This is a genomic window from Peribacillus sp. NPDC056705 (assembly GCF_043656335.1).
On the sequence record NZ_JBHTYI010000009.1, the window covers coordinates 116128 to 131018 of the forward strand.

A 14891-nucleotide genomic window follows, 5' to 3' on the forward strand; every position below is an offset into this window, starting at 1 on the left:
TATAAAATTCTAAACTAATATTTTAAATGAAAATTCATCCACCTAAACTCCTAGAATTATCCAAAGTTGTTGACTGTTAGTGTTTTTTCCGTTTAAATCAAAGGTAGTAAGTGAGTTTTAACGGTATTTGGAAAGGTGGTCATTTGCATGAATGAATTATCGTTATCTAATCGGATGCATTCCATTTTAGATAATAAACAGCAAGTTAAACATATGGAAAAAGGGCGCTACCTTTTTCAGGAGAGCACCCCAGCAAGTGATTTGTATTACATTTTAAAAGGTACAGTAGAAGTGAGTAAGGTTGTTCCTGACGGTCGGGAATTAACTATACGCATTAGTTCGGAGAATGATTTGGTTGGGGAAACAGTCTTATTTTCTCCAAATCCTAAATATATGATGAATGCAAAGATGATGGAGGATGGATCTGTTGCGGTAATCTCCAAAGAAGCATTAGAAAAGAAAATCGCCTCAGATAGCCATCTTGCAGTCGAGATGATGACATGGTTATCGGCTCAGAACCGCAAAAATCAGGCTAAATTCCGCGATATGCTCCTGCACGGCAAGAAAGGTGCCTTTTACTCCACCCTTATCCGTTTATCAAATAGTTATGGCACTGAAGCAGAAGACGGAAAAGTTATCAATCTTCCTTTTACAAACCAAGAACTCGCCAATTTTTGCGGCACATCCCGCGAGGTAGTCAATCGAATGCTATCTCAATTAAGGAAAAACAATGTCATCTCCATTAAAAAGGGACGCATTACGATTCTTGACTTTGATTTTTTGAAACAGGAAATCGACTGTGAAAACTGTCCAATAGAAATCTGTACCATCGATTAAACCCCACATAAAAAGCAGTAAATAAATAATGCCGTACTGACTGAAAATGATCGGCGTTTATTTCAGGGCTGAATTTTCCCTAGGACCATTTAATTATTTTCATTTCCATGGATTCCTATAAAAAAATATAAATATGCATAAAAAAAGCATAAAATTAGATTTCGTCCATTGACTGGCATTAGAAGTTCCTAATTAACTATATAAAAAATGAAGGGATGGCGTAATTGCCATCCCTTCATTTTTTATTCAGAAGGAGTATTTGTATATTACCCGCCAATGAATGACATTTCGATTTTTTCCTGTTTCTTGGCCGTTCCCGCTGTCCGCTCATCCGAATAGCGGTCGTCTCTAAGATTCCAAAGCGAAATGATGAACCCGGTCAATTCCTCATCTGCCATGCCGGAACGGAGCAATGACTTCAAGTCATGTCCCTTTCCATTAAACAGGCATGTATATAAACTTCCATTAGCAGAGAGACGTGCACGTGTACAACTTGAACAAAAAGACTCGGATACCGAGGTTATGAAGCCCACTTCTGCAGCAGTGCCCTTATAACGGTAGCGTTTTGCCACCTCTCCAAAATAATCTTCTTCAACCGGTTCTAAATCAAATTCGGTTTGGAGCATTTCAAGCAGTTCTTTTTTCGTAATGACATTCTTCAACTGCCAGCCATTTGTATGTCCGACATCCATGAATTCTATATAGCGTAATTGAATGCCCTCTTCTTTACAAAATCGGGCCATCGGCAGGATTTGAGATTCATTGGTTTCTTTTTTCACTACCATATTCACTTTAACGCCAAGCCCAGCTTCCTTGGCAGCTGCGATGCCTTCAATAACAGGCTTTATGCCGATATTCCTGCCGTTCATCTTCTTGAAAAGTTCATCATCAAGGCTATCTAAGCTGATATTTACCCTCTGCAAACCAGCTTCCCTCAAATTCACGGCATGTTTTTTCAAGAAGACACCATTCGTAGTCAGTCCAATATCTTCAATACCTTCAATTTTCACGAGATTTGAAATCAGAGTGGTGAGATCTCTCCGGAGTAATGGTTCCCCGCCTGTCAACCTTAGTTTTTTTACCCCTAAGCTTGCGAATATTTTAGAAAGCCTTACAATTTCCTCATAAGCTAATAGCTCACTTTTAGGCAGGAACTGAAAATTCTCATGAAAAATTTCAGCAGGCATGCAATACTGGCAGCGAAAGTTACAGCGATCTATGACTGAAATCCTTAAATCCCTTAGTGGCCTGTCCAATGAATCCTTAATTTGACTGTTCAATTAACCACTCCTAGCCGAAAGTATTAGAAAAAACCAGACCATAAAAAGTGACTCAATTGAATGGGTTCACTGTTTTTTGACTGGCTTTTCATTTCTATATAGAGTTATTATTTGATGCCTAATGCAATTTTAGCATACCTGGACATTTTGTCTTTCGTCCATGGCGGACTCCAGACAATCTTCACATCCGTTTCCTTTACCTCTGGGATATCTTCCAGAACCAATTTGACCTGATCGACGATTGTGCCAGCTAGCGGACAGCCCATGGCAGTCAATGTCATCGTCACGGTAGTCAGACCTTCCTCATCCATATCCACATCATATACCAAGCCTAAATTAACGATATCTATGCCAAGCTCAGGGTCAATGACCTGCTCCAAAGCTCCAAATATAATGTCTTTTGTATCTTGATCCACTTCGATCACTCCTTTTATGGAAAATCTTTTCGTTTTATAGTCGGTTTCATCATTATGTCCATTTTAGACTATTTTTTATGTCCATATTAGAATCATAACAGATTTTGAGTGAGTACTTAAGCATTTTGCACAGTTGACAGTAAATGTTTTGCAAACCAGTCTGCAGTCATAATTACGCCTTCCCTACTCACTTTATGTCCAGCCTTAGAATCAAGGATGAAATCAATTTTTTCATCTGCCTCATTATACCCTGCTTTGACAGCTTCATAAAAACGATATGCATGTTGATATGGCACAACCGGATCTTTGGCACCATGCCAAAAAAGAAGCGGACGGTTTGAAAGCTTATCCTGATTCAGACTCAAATCAAATGGCTTGAGCTGTTCAATCACATTGGAAACTTCCTCATCAGTAGCTGGGAAGTTAACTTTCCTTTTCTTAATCTCCGTAATTTGGAGCTCTGCATACGCGACATATGATGGGTTTCCCATTAAACTGACTCCGGCGGATATCCACTCATAGGCAGCCAGGGCCCCATTAGTCACAATTCCCCCCATAGAGGTACCAGCTACGCCAATTCTGCCAAGATCAATTAATTTTCGGGATAATAAATCATCCTTCAACAAAGATAAATCCTGGATTGTCTGTAATACCATTCCCCAAAAACGGGGCATCATTTGGGAATCACTCAAACCAGCTCCCCTTTCCCCATGATGGATCACATCGGGAAGTAGCACACGAAAACCCTTTTCTGCCAATAAATAAGCATAGTGAAGATTGTGTTCTTTTGCACTTTGGAAACCATGTATAAAAATAATAACCGGCAATTCCTGATTGAAAGTGGTTCCTTCACCTATGTGCAATACAGGAATATGTCCAATTAGTTCTTTTTCAATTATTATCAAGTTAACCCCTCCGAATAATTTGTTCCGGTCTTTTCAATACCATTATCAAAATGGCATTGGCATTCATCATTCCACTCCTTAAACCTGAGCTTCGCTTTAATCATCATGATCTTGGATATAGTAATATCATACAGGAATGCATAAAGAATGAAAAAGATTTACATTTACTTTAAAATAGGCTTAACAATATTTGCATATAATGAAATCAAAAAGAACAGAAGGTGTGTACATGGCTGAGAAACATTTAATCGTATTGGATCTTGATGGTACTTTACTTACAGATAACAAAACCATTTCTTCAAGGACTAAAAAAACACTCTTAAATCTAAAAGAAGACGGACACGAAGTTATGATCGCTACCGGGCGTCCTTTTCGCTCAAGTGAACTTTATTACCGGGAATTGGGGTTGACTACACCCATCGTTAATTTCAATGGCGCTTTCGTCCATCACCCATTACATACAAGCTGGGGGGTATATCACTCTCCATTGGATATAAGTGTTGCCAAAGATATTGTTGAAGCGTGTGATCAGTTTAAATATCACAACATCATCGCAGAAGTCCGGGATGATGTTTATGTTCATTATCATGATGAAAAGTTGATGAACATGTTCAATGTAGGAAATCCGACCATGAAGACAGGTGACTTGCGCAATTACCTTCAGGATTCCCCAACTTCGATGCTCATTCACACAGATAGTGAATTCGTTGGGCAAATTCGCCAGCATTTATCCGATGTCCATGCAGAATTGGTCGATCACCGCCGCTGGGCAGAGCCTTTTCATATCATCGAAATAATAAAAAGCGGGTTAAGTAAAGCCGTAGGTTTAAAACGTGTATCCAACTATCTGGAAATTCCTCAAAACAGGATAATCGCTTTCGGTGATGAAGATAATGATTTGGAAATGCTTGATTATGCGGGAACCGGGGTGGCCATGGGAAATGCGATTTCACCTGTAAAAACGGTAGCGAATACGACTACATTGACGAATGAAGAAGATGGTATAGCGGTCTTCCTCGAAGAAAAATTCAACATAAAATCCTAATTCCTAATACGTCATTTTTTACCTTCATAATATCTCTCTTTCAAGCCAAACTAATATGGACAACAGCTTCCATTCCGTTGTCGACAACGCTCAGAATCGGAGGAGATAAGAATGGGTAAAAGCAGTAAATCTAAACGATTTGTACAGCAAGGCAAAGAAAGTGTTGCCAGGCATGCCGAAAAAATCCCTTATCACACTACGTTTGAAGAGGCTGAAAAAGACAGGTTAAGAATTATGTCAGAACAAAGCTATGGTGGCTTCTAATGGGAAACAATTTATTCCAGAAGGCAAGGGAATTTGTTGAAGAAGCTCTCCACTCTGAGCATGACGGTGACCGGCATAAGACAGAGGAAATCGCTAAAAGTGCTCTCCACTCTGAGCATGACGATGACCAGCGCAAGACAGAGGAAATCGCTAAAAACGCTCTTTCATCAGCCTTTGCCAATACGAGCGAGGCCGAAAAAGCACAACTGCGAGAACTTCAGGAAGAGCTGGAAAACCACTCTAAATAACGCGAAAGCCTCCAGGGTTCCTGGAGGCTTTCGCTTTGTTAATTGTTATTTCGTGCTTTACCGCCTTTTTCACCAATTTCTTTATAAAAGTCTTTACCATGGGAATCAGCGGTGGCTTCTCCGCCCTTTTGTCCTATTTCTTGATAGAATTCCTTCTCATGATTATCCGACGTGACTTCTCCACCCTTTTGCCCAATTTCCCGGTAAAAATCCTTGTCGTGATTTTTAGAAGTGGCTTCCCCGCCTTTACGACCTGCTTCCTGTCTGCTCATTTTTTCGTCGTTAGCCATTTTTATCACTCCTTCATAAGATTTTAAATTGGCGCTACAATATAAGATTTAACCGTTTGATACAGGCATTAAACTTAAAGCGCCTAAATATTCCCTTTTGTAATAGAAGTGTAATGGCCTTAATTTTTTGTTCATATCATTCCCTTCGGAAAGTTCCAACAATGCCTGAAGTTTCTATGATGTTTGTGAAAGCGTGTGGATCCACTTCCTTAATGATCTTTTCAAGGTCATACAATTCATACCTTGTAATGACAATCAATAACATTTCCTTGGTTTCGTTGGTGAACGCCCCTTTTGCAGGAACTCTTGTGATCCCGCGAACTAACTTAGCATGGATTGCCTGTTTAAGTTCTTCGCTTTTCTTTGTAATGATCATGGCAGTAAGCTTTTCATGTCGTGTATGAATCGCGTCAACGACCCTGGTCGATGTGTAAAGGGTAACAAGTGTGTACAAAGCTTTTTCCGGTCCATAAACAGCACCTGCCGTTACAATGATCACGCCATTCAGCAGAAATAAATAAGTACCCACGGGTTTGTCTTTCTTCCGTGACAGGAGCATGGCGATAATATCCATTCCGCCAGTCGATGCACCGTATTTCAAGGTGATCCCCACACCTACTGCAGCTATGACGCCGCCAAATACCGCATTTAATAATATGTCAGGTGACCAGCGTGTAATCGGAATGATTTCCATAAAGAAGGACATCAAGACAACGCTGAGGAAACTATAAAAAGTGAAAGACTTTCCAACCTTTCGCCAAGCAATGATCGTTACTGGAATGTTCAATAAAAACAATAGAATACCTGTCGATACATTAAAAGGAGCAAAGGAACCAATCATCCTCGATAGAAGCTGGGCCACTCCTGTAAAGCCGCTTGCATATACGTTTGCCGGTATTAGAAAAAAGTTCATTGCGATTGCATTCAGTAATGCTCCGACCACAACTATGATAATTTTCTTCATTTCACCACTGTACATCCTAAAAACCTCCATTTCACCCTTATTCTATTATCTTTTTACCCTTAATTATTTATTCTATTTACGTAGAGATTGAATTTTTACCGTTACGTGCTACACTAAATTGTAGAGTGTCCACTCATTTTCTAAAAATTGTAAAAAGGAAAGCAGGTGTATTATGGCTATCACAATTCTTGCAGATAGTGCATGTGATTTGCCGTTGTCTTTCTATAAGGAAAACAATGTTTCATTAATTCCTTTACAAGTCCATCTTGACGGGAAAAATTATGAAGATTTACTTACCATTAATTCTCACGAAGTCTATCAGGCGATGATTGAGGGAAAATCCCCGAAAACATCGCAAGCTTCCCCGGAATGCTTAATAGAACTTTTCACACAGTTTGCCAAAGAGAAAAAACAAGGGATATATATAGCCTTTTCCTCTGAATTATCAGGAACATATCAAACGGCAGTGATGATTCTTAATCAGGTGAAGGAAGAGTACCCTGACCTTGACATTGAAATCGTCAATACGAAATGCGCTTCGATGGGCGTCGGATTAATTGTGAAGAAAGCAGCAGATCTAGCAGCAAACGGTGCCACTAAAGAAGAAATCCTAGCTGACATAGAATTCCAAACCCGGCATATGGAGCATCTATTCACTGTAGATAACCTTGATTATTTGGCCCGTGGCGGCCGCATCTCCAAAACATCTGCCCTTGTTGGCGGTTTATTAAACATTAAACCGTTATTGCATGTAGAAGATGGGAAGCTTGTTCCGCTGGAAAAGTTACGCGGCAAGAAGAAATTGATTAAACGTGTAATCGAATTAATGCACGAAAGAGGAAAAAATTTAAAAAACCAAACGATTGCCATCAGTCATGGTGATGATGAAGCGACGGCCATGGAATGGAAGGAAGCCATTCAAAATGAATTCGGGACAACCAATTTCATGATCCATACAATCGGCTCCGTCATCGGTGCACATGCCGGTCCTGGTACAATTGCTCTCTTCTTCTTAAACGATACCCCTGAGAAATCATAAACATACATACTCCCTTTCATTATTGTGAACAATATATATTGATCAGATAATGGAAGGGAGTTTTCTCTATGTCAAAAACAACCGATGACAACAAAAGGCCAAAAGATAACCAGGCGAGAAATGCTGAAAAAAATGTCGCCTATCAGGAAAATCTTGTTGCGGGTAAGCACTCCTATTCGAAGAAAACAGACCATAAATGACGCGAGGGGCTTGTCCCCTCGCTTTTTTAATATGGTTTAGATAGTTGTCTTCCTATCACACTTTCTCTATAATAAAGGAAATAAAACCTGCTGGAGGTAAGTGATGGCAAAGGAAAATTCATTTGATATTGTTTCGAAAGTAGACTTTTCAGAAGTAACGAATGCAGTTACCATGGCTATGAAGGAAATACAAACACGCTATGATTTTAAAGGGAGTATAAGCAGCATCACCATTGAAAAAGAAGATCTTGTTTTAGTGTCCGATGATGAATATAAGCTTGAACAGCTGAAGGATGTTCTCATTAGTAAACTCATTAAACGTGACGTACCAGTCAAGAACCTGGACTATGGCAAATTAGAAGGAGCTTCTGGCGGAACCGTACGCCAACGTGCTAAGCTGATTCAAGGCATCGATAAGGAACAAGCAAAAAAAATCAATACCATCATTAAAAACAGCGGTCTTAAAGTGAAAAGCCAAATCCAAGATGATCAAATCCGTGTTACAGGTAAGAACCGGGACGATTTGCAAGGAATCATTTCCGCAATCCGGGGCGCTGATCTTTCCATTGATGTACAATTCTTAAATTACCGCTAAGTATGAAGGCCTCACCTTTGGGTGGGTCTTTTTTTATTTGCATTGCCTCAATAGCCGTCTTCCCCCTTATTCTTCAAATGAATCTCCTTCATGTAACATGGAAAGACTAGTCATGTTCCCTTAGTTATATAAATAATTACCCATAATCATTTGGTCATTTTTTCCATGTTTTCTTTTTTCTAAAGAAGGAATAGAAAAAACATAGATAATTAAACAGGAGGCGTTTTAATCATGACTAACCAAAACCAAAATCAGAACAAACAAGGATTTCCACCTCAACATCAACAGCATCAACCTGGATTGGAAACAAAAATGGAACCGAACCCTGATTCTGTTAAAGCTGCCTATAAAGGAAGCGGCAAACTAAAAGGTAAAACGGCAATCATAACAGGAGGAGACAGCGGAATCGGTAAATCGGTTGCCATTTATTACGCCAAGGAAGGAGCGAATGTGACAGTTGCATACTTGGATGAACACGAGGATGCCAAAGCGACAAAGGAATTGATTGAAAAAGAAGGTCAGAAATGTTTACTCATTTCCGGAGATATCGGTGATGAAGCCTTCTGCCAGGATGTCGTCAAAAAAACGGTTGATGAATTTGGCGGATTGGACATTTTAGTCAATAACGCCGGTGAACAGCATGTGCAAACAAGTATCCTTGACATTTCAGCTGAACAATTGGAAAAAACGTTCCGCACGAATATATTCTCGATGTTCCACTTAACTAAAGCTGCATTGAAGCATCTAAAAAAAGGAAGCAGCATCATAAATACAACCTCTATCACAGCCTATCAAGGCAACCCAAAACTAATCGATTACTCTTCAACAAAGGGTGCAATATTGGCATTTACAAGGGCCCTGTCGAACTCCATTTCAAAAGATGGCATCAGAGTGAACGGTGTTGCGCCAGGACCGATCTGGACGCCGCTGATTCCTGCCTCATTCGGGGAAGAGGATGTTGCCAAATTCGGCCAGGATACTCCAATGGGCCGTGCAGGGCAGCCAGAGGAATTAGCGCCAGCTTATGTATATTTGGCAAGTGAAGATTCATCCTATGTCAGCGGACAAGTCATCCACGTAAACGGCGGGAGCGTGGTAAACGGATAAGTTTTACCCTTTCAAAAGCAGTGGATATCACAAATCCACTGCTTTTATCTTTCAAGCAGGATATTTCCGGTTAATGCGGAATATATGAATGGGAAGGAGTGGATTCATTTTTGAAAAATATTGTAGATCCATGGTTCACCGTTCAGGAATTGGACTCAGAAACGTTTGCAATCAGTGAATATGGTCATTGGGAGAAGGTTCATTCCTTTTTATTACTTGGGGAGACCCGAGCTGCGTTAATCGACACAGGATTAGGCATATGTTCGATTAAGCGGATTACAGACCAGCTTACCGACCTTCCGATTATCGTCCTGACGACACACGTTCATGCGGATCATATTGGCAGTCATGGGGATTATGATACAATTTATGTTCATGGTGATGATGCCAACTGGCTAATCAACGGCATTGAAGGTTTGTCCTTGGAACAAATAAGAAAGAACATGGCCCGGGATATCACTGTCCCCATACCCGAATCATTCGATCATTCTACATACAAGCCATACCAGGGGTCCCCTGATAGGCTCTTATCGGATGGGGACACGATTGTTCTTGGGAACCGCAGTTTAGGCATTTATCACACACCTGGGCATTCACCTGGCCACATCTCAATTTTGGATAATGAAACAGGTTATTTATTTACTGGCGACCTGCTTTATTCAGATACTCCAGTTTATGCGTTTTATCCCTCTACAAGCCCTGAAGACCTTGTGAATTCATTAGAAAAAATCGCAAAAATCAAGGCAGTATCCAAAATATATGGCGGACACAACCAACTCGGCCTCGAACCTGGGATCTTTGAGGAAGTCCTTGAAGCCATTCAATACCTTAAAGAGAATAATTTGGTTAGACACGGAACGGGTGTACATGCATTCAAAAGTTTCAGTGTACATTTCTAGGAAAAAAAGGCATTGCTTTTATGCAATGCCCTTTTCGTTTAATAAGTCATCGCCATTGCACCTTGCTTGATCGATCTGCAGGAATGCCTTTCCACGAAATGATGTGGAATGATGGTCCCAGCGGGAGCATCTCCAGTCTGCAGCATTTGAATGATGCCCTTAGCGGCCTGATATCCCAAATCAAAAATATTGATATCCACGGAAGTCAGGGCTGGTAATGACAGTTCAGAGAAAAGAACGTTATTGAAGCTGACGATTGAAATTTCTTCAGGAGTGCGCACGCCCATCTCGCGAAGTGAATGCACGATGCCAAGTGCCATAAGATCATCACTGACCACCAAAGCGGTTGGTGGTTCATCGATGGATAGTAACATTTTTGCAGCTGCTTGTCCCCCTTCATGCAAAAAATCTTCATGCAGGGTATATTCCCCCCTTCGATCGATTCCAGCCCTCTTCAATGCCCTTTCATATCCTGACAAACGATCAAGGGTCATCACAAGGGTTACATCACCTCCGATGAATCCAATCCTTTCATGCCCTAGCTGTATGAGGTAATCCGTTGCCTGTTCGGCAGCCAAGACATTATCATTATCAACATACGTTATCTCCTCGAGAAAATCATAGGGTTTCCCAATGATCACAAATGGAAAAGCCCTTGCTCTCAAATAGGTCAGAATGTGATCGTTCATCCTTGAATACATCAGGATAATTCCATCAACCATCCCCCCCTGCACCATATTCACTACTCCATCGTAGATTTCATCTTCTGTTTTTCCCGTGCTTAGCAACAGGGAATAATGATTTTCCTGAGCTCCTTCACTTAGACCCTGAAGGATCGTCGGAAAAAACGGATTTTGATAATAATCATTTGACGAACTTGGCAATACCAAGCCAATGATCCTGGTCGATTGATTGGCAAGACTACGTGCAATGAAGTTTGGATGGTATCCTAATTTACTCATCGCCTTACGTACCCGTACCTTTGTTTTTTCACTTATCCGAGGATTGTTTGCAATCACTCGAGAAACTGTTGAAGGAGCAACATTCGCTAACTGTGCCACATCTTTTATTGTTATGGCCATGCATTTCCCCTCTCCCCTCTTAGCCTTTATTGACTTCATTTAATACAAGGTGAATACCAATAAACACTTCTCTAATATTCGTTTTATATTTATACATTTTGTATGTATTCATAATACACTCAGTTCGATAGTTATATCCATACTTTTTTAAATGTTTGTTTAATTTTTCAGAAAATACTTACTTTTCCGTTTTTTTCGTTTCTGTTTTAAAATCCAAAAAGAAGCTGATGTATGATCAGCTTCTAAAAAAATGGCATGTCTATTGAAGACCAAGAAGTCAGACGACTAACTACATAGGTTTTAAACTGATTTCCAATCAAGACCATAGAAGTGATTTACCAATTAATAGCGATAAACCCTCGTTTCATATGGACGTAAATCAATAAGGGGCACCTGAGGACAATCCTCATAATTAGCTAGCAAAAGTTCCATTTCCCCCCAGTAAGAGAGGTCGACTTGGTGGTGATTCATACTAAAATTACATACTACCATGACTGAATTTTCATTCATGTTTCTTGTATAAATATAAAGTTCAGGATGATCTTCCCATAATAATTCATATTCGCCATAAACAAGGACCTGATGTTTTTTTCGAAGATCAATCATTTTTTTATAAAAATGATAAATGGATGAGGGGTCATTTTTCTGCTGTTCTACATTAATGGCTCGATAATTGGAATTAACCCTCATCCAAGGTGTTCCTTTCGTGAAACCCCCATTTTCGATATCATTCCATTGCATCGGTGTTCGTGAATTATCACGGCCGCTATGCCAGATGATGTTCATGATTTCATCATGCGGACGACCTTTGGAGGTCTCTATCCGGTAAAAGTTTTTCATTCCTACATCATCATAATCATCAATCGAATCAAATTGGACATTCGTCATGCCAATTTCCTGGCCTTGATAAATAAAAGGTGTTCCTTGCATGAAAAAGTATAGAGCCCCAATCATTTTTGCGCTTTCCAACCAGTATTGATGATCATTTCCCCAGGTTGATACACTTCTTGGCTGGTCATGATTTTCAAAAAACAAAGCATTCCATCCTTTGTTTTTCAGCCCCTTTTGCCATTTGGTCAGTGTGCGCTTTAACCCCTGAACATCAACGTCGTGATTCTGACCCCTATTCCAAAGCCCAAGATGTTCAAATTGAAAGATCATATTGAACTTCCCATTCGTTTCCCCGACCCATTCTTCCGCCTGCTCAATCCTGACGCCATTGGCCTCACCGACCGTCATGATATCATACTTAGAAAAAGTCTCTTCTTTCAACTCCTGAAGGTAATCCAAAATCCCGTCCTGATTGGTGTGCATTTCAAACGCTGGTACGTACTGATGCCAATAAGGATTGTGCATATCCGGAAGGCCATCACGCTTATGAATATGCGTGATCGCATCAATCCGGAAGCCATCGATTCCCTTATCTAGCCACCAATTGACCATTTCAAATAATGCCTTTCGTACATCAGTATTTTTCCAGTTTAAGTCTGGCTGCTTTTCCGCAAATAAATGTAAATAGTATTGATTGGTCCTTTCATCGAATTTCCAGGCACTTCCGGAAAAGATACTTTCCCAATTATTTGGCTCACGACCGTCCTGCCCATCCCTCCATATATACCAATCCCGTTTCGGATTATCGCGGGACGAACGTGACTCTACGAACCAGGGGTGCTCATCACTTGTATGATTCAAAACAAGATCGAGTATCACCTTCATCCCACGTCCATGAACATCTTTCAATAACAGATCAATATCTTCGATTGAACCGAATTCATCGGAAACTGCTTGATAATCACTAATATCATAGCCATTATCCGCATTGGGCGATTTATAAAACGGACAAATCCAAATAACATCAATCCCTAATTCCTGCAAATAGTCAAGCTTTGAAATCAGCCCTTTTATATCACCGACTCCGTCACCATTACTATCCATGAAACTGCGCGGGTATATTTGATAGCAGACCGCTTCTTTCCACCAGGTCTTATTCATGCTGTAACCTCCCGATCCTGTTTTCCACAAAGCCTTAGGGACAATGTTTGGCGGCTACCGACAATCGAGAGGTATATGATTATTTTGGTTGTTTCCGTTTTGAACGCTTAATAACCAATGCAATGAATATACCAAAAATAAGAAGAACCAATCCTATGACAAACAGGTAAGGAATATTAATAATCGATTTAGGTGACAGTGTGTAGACTTCGGTCGTCTCCCTGTCGATTACGATAGAGTAACTGTTGTCCTTACTGCGGACCAGATCCCCATTCAGCATACCTCTCAACTCTTTATTTCTTTCAAGTTCCTTATCAGTAAGGTTTATCATTTGAGTTTCAGTCGTATTGTTCATGGCGACGACAATCGTTTCATCACCATATACACGCTTGAATACCGAAGTTCCACCTTTTTCATATAAAAGCTCCATATCCCCCTTAACCAACGCTGGGTACATGTCTCTGAGCTCAGAAAGCTTTGTTATATATTCCACCAATTCCTGTTCGGTCTTAAAATTCATCAACTTGTGATTGTCCGGGGCAATATCCCCATTTAAGGCAATTTCCGATCCATAAAATACGATTGGTACCCCTGGCATCGTATATAGATACGACAGCGCCATTTTCCATCTGGAACCTGGATTTTCGTTATGGTCTGCTGCATCCTTTGTAAAACGGGGCATTCCCTGGGTATCTATGAATAATGCCTGCTGGGCATTGCCCCCTAATTCTTCTTCGCTTTTCTCAAACGCATTAAAAACAGGTTTCAATTCTTTATCGGGTGCAGCAAATGCTTCCCGTAGCTCAGCATTTTGTGGATAAGCCATAAAAGCATCGATACCCGTCTTCTTGTAGCTTGATATCAAATTTGCATCACCTTGTACATCGCCGATTGTATAGAAATTTGATTTTTCAGATTTGACTGCTTCCACAAATTCCTTCCAAAAATCTTTTGCTACGTATTGGACTTTATTTATACGGTAACCATCAATATCGGTTTCCGTTATCCACCATTTGGCAGCATCAAGTAAGTATTTCCTTGTTTCCTCATTATCTTGATTCAAATCTGGAAGATCATCGACCCAGCCCGTTTCCAAATCCTTTTGGCTACTGTCTTGGGAAATCTTTTTTTCTTCATGGAACCAATCTTGTTTTTTTGGATCGGTCAGCCACGTGGAGTCAGGACCCACATTATTTGCTTGAAAATCAATGATCACCTTCATATTGCGTTTATGTGCCTCATTCACGAGTTTTTTAAACTCTTTCAATGTCCCATAATGTTTATCCGTCTTATAGAAATCTGCCACCCAATCGCCATGATAGCCATTTTTATCATTAGCGAAAATCGGTGAAAGGATGATAGCGGTATAACCCATATCTTTTAAATAATTCAGTTTCTTCGTGACACCCTCGAAATCCCCACCATTAAACGTGGAAGGGTCATTCACGTTCGCGTCTCCGTTATTTTGAGTATTCCCATCGAAAAATCTGTCGATCAATAATGAATATACGATTTCATCCTTCCAAGTTCGTTGTTCTTTTTCAGCTGCTCCTACTGGAATGGCGTAAAAAAGAAGCAACGGAATTAAAGCGAGTGATAACACTCTTTTTCCCATATCCGCTCTCCTCCTAGCTATCTCTTTACGCCTTTAAGATTAGCCTTTTGACCCCTTAACGTCAAATCCAATTTATAAAAAACTTTACACTAAAGGGACAAATTGGAGATACT

General features: G+C 40.2%; 16 protein-coding genes and 1 pseudogene. 9 read left to right on the forward strand and 8 right to left on the reverse strand.

Annotation, left to right across the window (positions count from 1 at the left end; all coding sequences use genetic code 11):
- Positions 1 to 147 precede the first annotated feature (147 nt).
- Entirely contained in the window at positions 148 to 837 is a 690-nt protein-coding gene (locus ACFRAK_RS14000; RefSeq protein ID WP_260283982.1) for a Crp/Fnr family transcriptional regulator, read from the forward strand.
- A gap of 266 nt (positions 838 to 1103) precedes the next feature.
- On the opposite strand, the gene moaA is transcribed toward ACFRAK_RS14000, so the two are convergent.
- The 3 genes from moaA to ACFRAK_RS14015 all read right to left on the reverse strand — a co-directional run bounded on the left by moaA (position 1104) and on the right by ACFRAK_RS14015 (position 3438).
- Positions 1104 to 2117 carry a GTP 3',8-cyclase MoaA gene (gene moaA, locus ACFRAK_RS14005; protein ID WP_387596302.1) on the reverse strand — a complete coding sequence of 338 codons (1014 nt, stop codon included), beginning with the start codon at positions 2115 to 2117 and terminating at the stop codon, positions 1104 to 1106.
- A gap of 107 nt (positions 2118 to 2224) precedes the next feature.
- The gene (locus tag ACFRAK_RS14010) at positions 2225 to 2533 is read right to left on the reverse strand and encodes a metal-sulfur cluster assembly factor (protein WP_192203688.1); all 309 of its coding nucleotides are present in this window, start codon (positions 2531 to 2533) and stop codon (positions 2225 to 2227) included.
- A gap of 116 nt (positions 2534 to 2649) precedes the next feature.
- Entirely contained in the window at positions 2650 to 3438 is a 789-nt protein-coding gene (locus tag ACFRAK_RS14015; protein WP_394571889.1) for a prolyl oligopeptidase family serine peptidase, read from the reverse strand.
- A gap of 229 nt (positions 3439 to 3667) precedes the next feature.
- Here ACFRAK_RS14015 and ACFRAK_RS14020 point away from each other — a divergent pair, with 229 nt between their 5' ends.
- The 3 genes from ACFRAK_RS14020 (at position 3668) to ACFRAK_RS14030 (ending at position 4995) form a co-directional block, all read left to right on the forward strand.
- A complete protein-coding gene (locus tag ACFRAK_RS14020) occupies positions 3668 to 4483 on the forward strand; it encodes a Cof-type HAD-IIB family hydrolase (RefSeq protein ID WP_387596308.1) in 816 nt (271 codons plus the stop codon).
- 111 nt (positions 4484 to 4594) lie between these two features.
- Positions 4595 to 4747 carry a hypothetical protein gene (locus ACFRAK_RS14025; RefSeq protein WP_164468789.1) on the forward strand — a complete coding sequence of 51 codons (153 nt, stop codon included), beginning with the start codon at positions 4595 to 4597 and terminating at the stop codon, positions 4745 to 4747.
- Entirely contained in the window at positions 4747 to 4995 is a 249-nt protein-coding gene (locus ACFRAK_RS14030; RefSeq protein WP_387596311.1) for a DUF3813 domain-containing protein, read from the forward strand. The genes ACFRAK_RS14025 and ACFRAK_RS14030 overlap by 1 nt, the downstream gene beginning before the upstream one ends.
- A gap of 41 nt (positions 4996 to 5036) precedes the next feature.
- Here the strand turns inward: ACFRAK_RS14030 and ACFRAK_RS14035 are convergent.
- A pseudogene (locus tag ACFRAK_RS14035) lies at positions 5037 to 5285 on the reverse strand (KGG domain-containing protein); the annotation flags it as partial.
- Positions 5286 to 5421: 136 nt separating this feature from the next.
- Complete coding sequence (locus tag ACFRAK_RS14040) at positions 5422 to 6264, reverse strand: YitT family protein (RefSeq protein ID WP_387596314.1); 843 nt, start codon at positions 6262 to 6264, stop codon at positions 5422 to 5424.
- A 157-nt stretch (positions 6265 to 6421) separates the two neighbouring features.
- On the opposite strand from ACFRAK_RS14040, the gene ACFRAK_RS14045 reads away from it, so the two are divergent.
- From ACFRAK_RS14045 to ACFRAK_RS14065, 5 genes are all read left to right on the forward strand, one after another.
- Entirely contained in the window at positions 6422 to 7288 is an 867-nt protein-coding gene (locus ACFRAK_RS14045) for a DegV family protein (RefSeq protein ID WP_387596317.1), read from the forward strand.
- 68 nt (positions 7289 to 7356) lie between these two features.
- Positions 7357 to 7488: a DUF3941 domain-containing protein gene (locus tag ACFRAK_RS14050; RefSeq protein ID WP_192203682.1), complete on the forward strand. Its 132-nt coding sequence runs from the start codon at positions 7357 to 7359 to the stop codon at positions 7486 to 7488.
- 103 nt (positions 7489 to 7591) lie between these two features.
- Positions 7592 to 8083, forward strand: a complete 492-nt coding sequence (locus tag ACFRAK_RS14055; RefSeq protein WP_063232211.1) for a YajQ family cyclic di-GMP-binding protein — start codon at positions 7592 to 7594, stop codon at positions 8081 to 8083.
- Positions 8084 to 8314: 231 nt separating this feature from the next.
- On the forward strand, positions 8315 to 9190 hold the full coding sequence (locus ACFRAK_RS14060) for an SDR family oxidoreductase (protein WP_387596320.1): 876 nt from the start codon (positions 8315 to 8317) through the stop codon (positions 9188 to 9190).
- A 110-nt stretch (positions 9191 to 9300) separates the two neighbouring features.
- Complete coding sequence (locus tag ACFRAK_RS14065; protein ID WP_387596323.1) at positions 9301 to 10089, forward strand: MBL fold metallo-hydrolase; 789 nt, start codon at positions 9301 to 9303, stop codon at positions 10087 to 10089.
- A 38-nt stretch (positions 10090 to 10127) separates the two neighbouring features.
- On the opposite strand, the gene ACFRAK_RS14070 is transcribed toward ACFRAK_RS14065, so the two are convergent.
- The 3 genes from ACFRAK_RS14070 to ACFRAK_RS14080 form a co-directional block, all read right to left on the reverse strand.
- Complete coding sequence (locus ACFRAK_RS14070) at positions 10128 to 11171, reverse strand: LacI family DNA-binding transcriptional regulator (RefSeq protein WP_387596326.1); 1044 nt, start codon at positions 11169 to 11171, stop codon at positions 10128 to 10130.
- A 342-nt stretch (positions 11172 to 11513) separates the two neighbouring features.
- The gene (locus ACFRAK_RS14075; protein ID WP_394571891.1) at positions 11514 to 13163 is read right to left on the reverse strand and encodes a glycoside hydrolase family 13 protein; all 1650 of its coding nucleotides are present in this window, start codon (positions 13161 to 13163) and stop codon (positions 11514 to 11516) included.
- A 79-nt stretch (positions 13164 to 13242) separates the two neighbouring features.
- Positions 13243 to 14778 carry an alpha-amylase family glycosyl hydrolase gene (locus ACFRAK_RS14080; RefSeq protein WP_394571892.1) on the reverse strand — a complete coding sequence of 512 codons (1536 nt, stop codon included), beginning with the start codon at positions 14776 to 14778 and terminating at the stop codon, positions 13243 to 13245.
- Positions 14779 to 14891 lie beyond the last annotated feature (113 nt).

Coding starts and splice junctions, on each gene's coding strand:
- ACFRAK_RS14030 (WP_387596311.1), top strand. CDS start 4,747: ATGGGAAACAATTTATTCCAGAAGGCAAGGGAATTTGTTGAAGAAGCT.
- ACFRAK_RS14000 (WP_260283982.1), top strand. CDS start 148: ATGAATGAATTATCGTTATCTAATCGGATGCATTCCATTTTAGATAAT.
- ACFRAK_RS14050 (WP_192203682.1), top strand. CDS start 7,357: ATGTCAAAAACAACCGATGACAACAAAAGGCCAAAAGATAACCAGGCG.
- ACFRAK_RS14060 (WP_387596320.1), top strand. CDS start 8,315: ATGACTAACCAAAACCAAAATCAGAACAAACAAGGATTTCCACCTCAA.
- ACFRAK_RS14080 (WP_394571892.1), bottom strand. CDS start 14,778: ATGGGAAAAAGAGTGTTATCACTCGCTTTAATTCCGTTGCTTCTTTTT.
- ACFRAK_RS14020 (WP_387596308.1), top strand. CDS start 3,668: ATGGCTGAGAAACATTTAATCGTATTGGATCTTGATGGTACTTTACTT.
- ACFRAK_RS14040 (WP_387596314.1), bottom strand. CDS start 6,264: ATGTACAGTGGTGAAATGAAGAAAATTATCATAGTTGTGGTCGGAGCA.
- ACFRAK_RS14070 (WP_387596326.1), bottom strand. CDS start 11,171: ATGGCCATAACAATAAAAGATGTGGCACAGTTAGCGAATGTTGCTCCT.
- ACFRAK_RS14045 (WP_387596317.1), top strand. CDS start 6,422: ATGGCTATCACAATTCTTGCAGATAGTGCATGTGATTTGCCGTTGTCT.
- ACFRAK_RS14025 (WP_164468789.1), top strand. CDS start 4,595: ATGGGTAAAAGCAGTAAATCTAAACGATTTGTACAGCAAGGCAAAGAA.
- ACFRAK_RS14055 (WP_063232211.1), top strand. CDS start 7,592: ATGGCAAAGGAAAATTCATTTGATATTGTTTCGAAAGTAGACTTTTCA.
- ACFRAK_RS14075 (WP_394571891.1), bottom strand. CDS start 13,163: ATGAATAAGACCTGGTGGAAAGAAGCGGTCTGCTATCAAATATACCCG.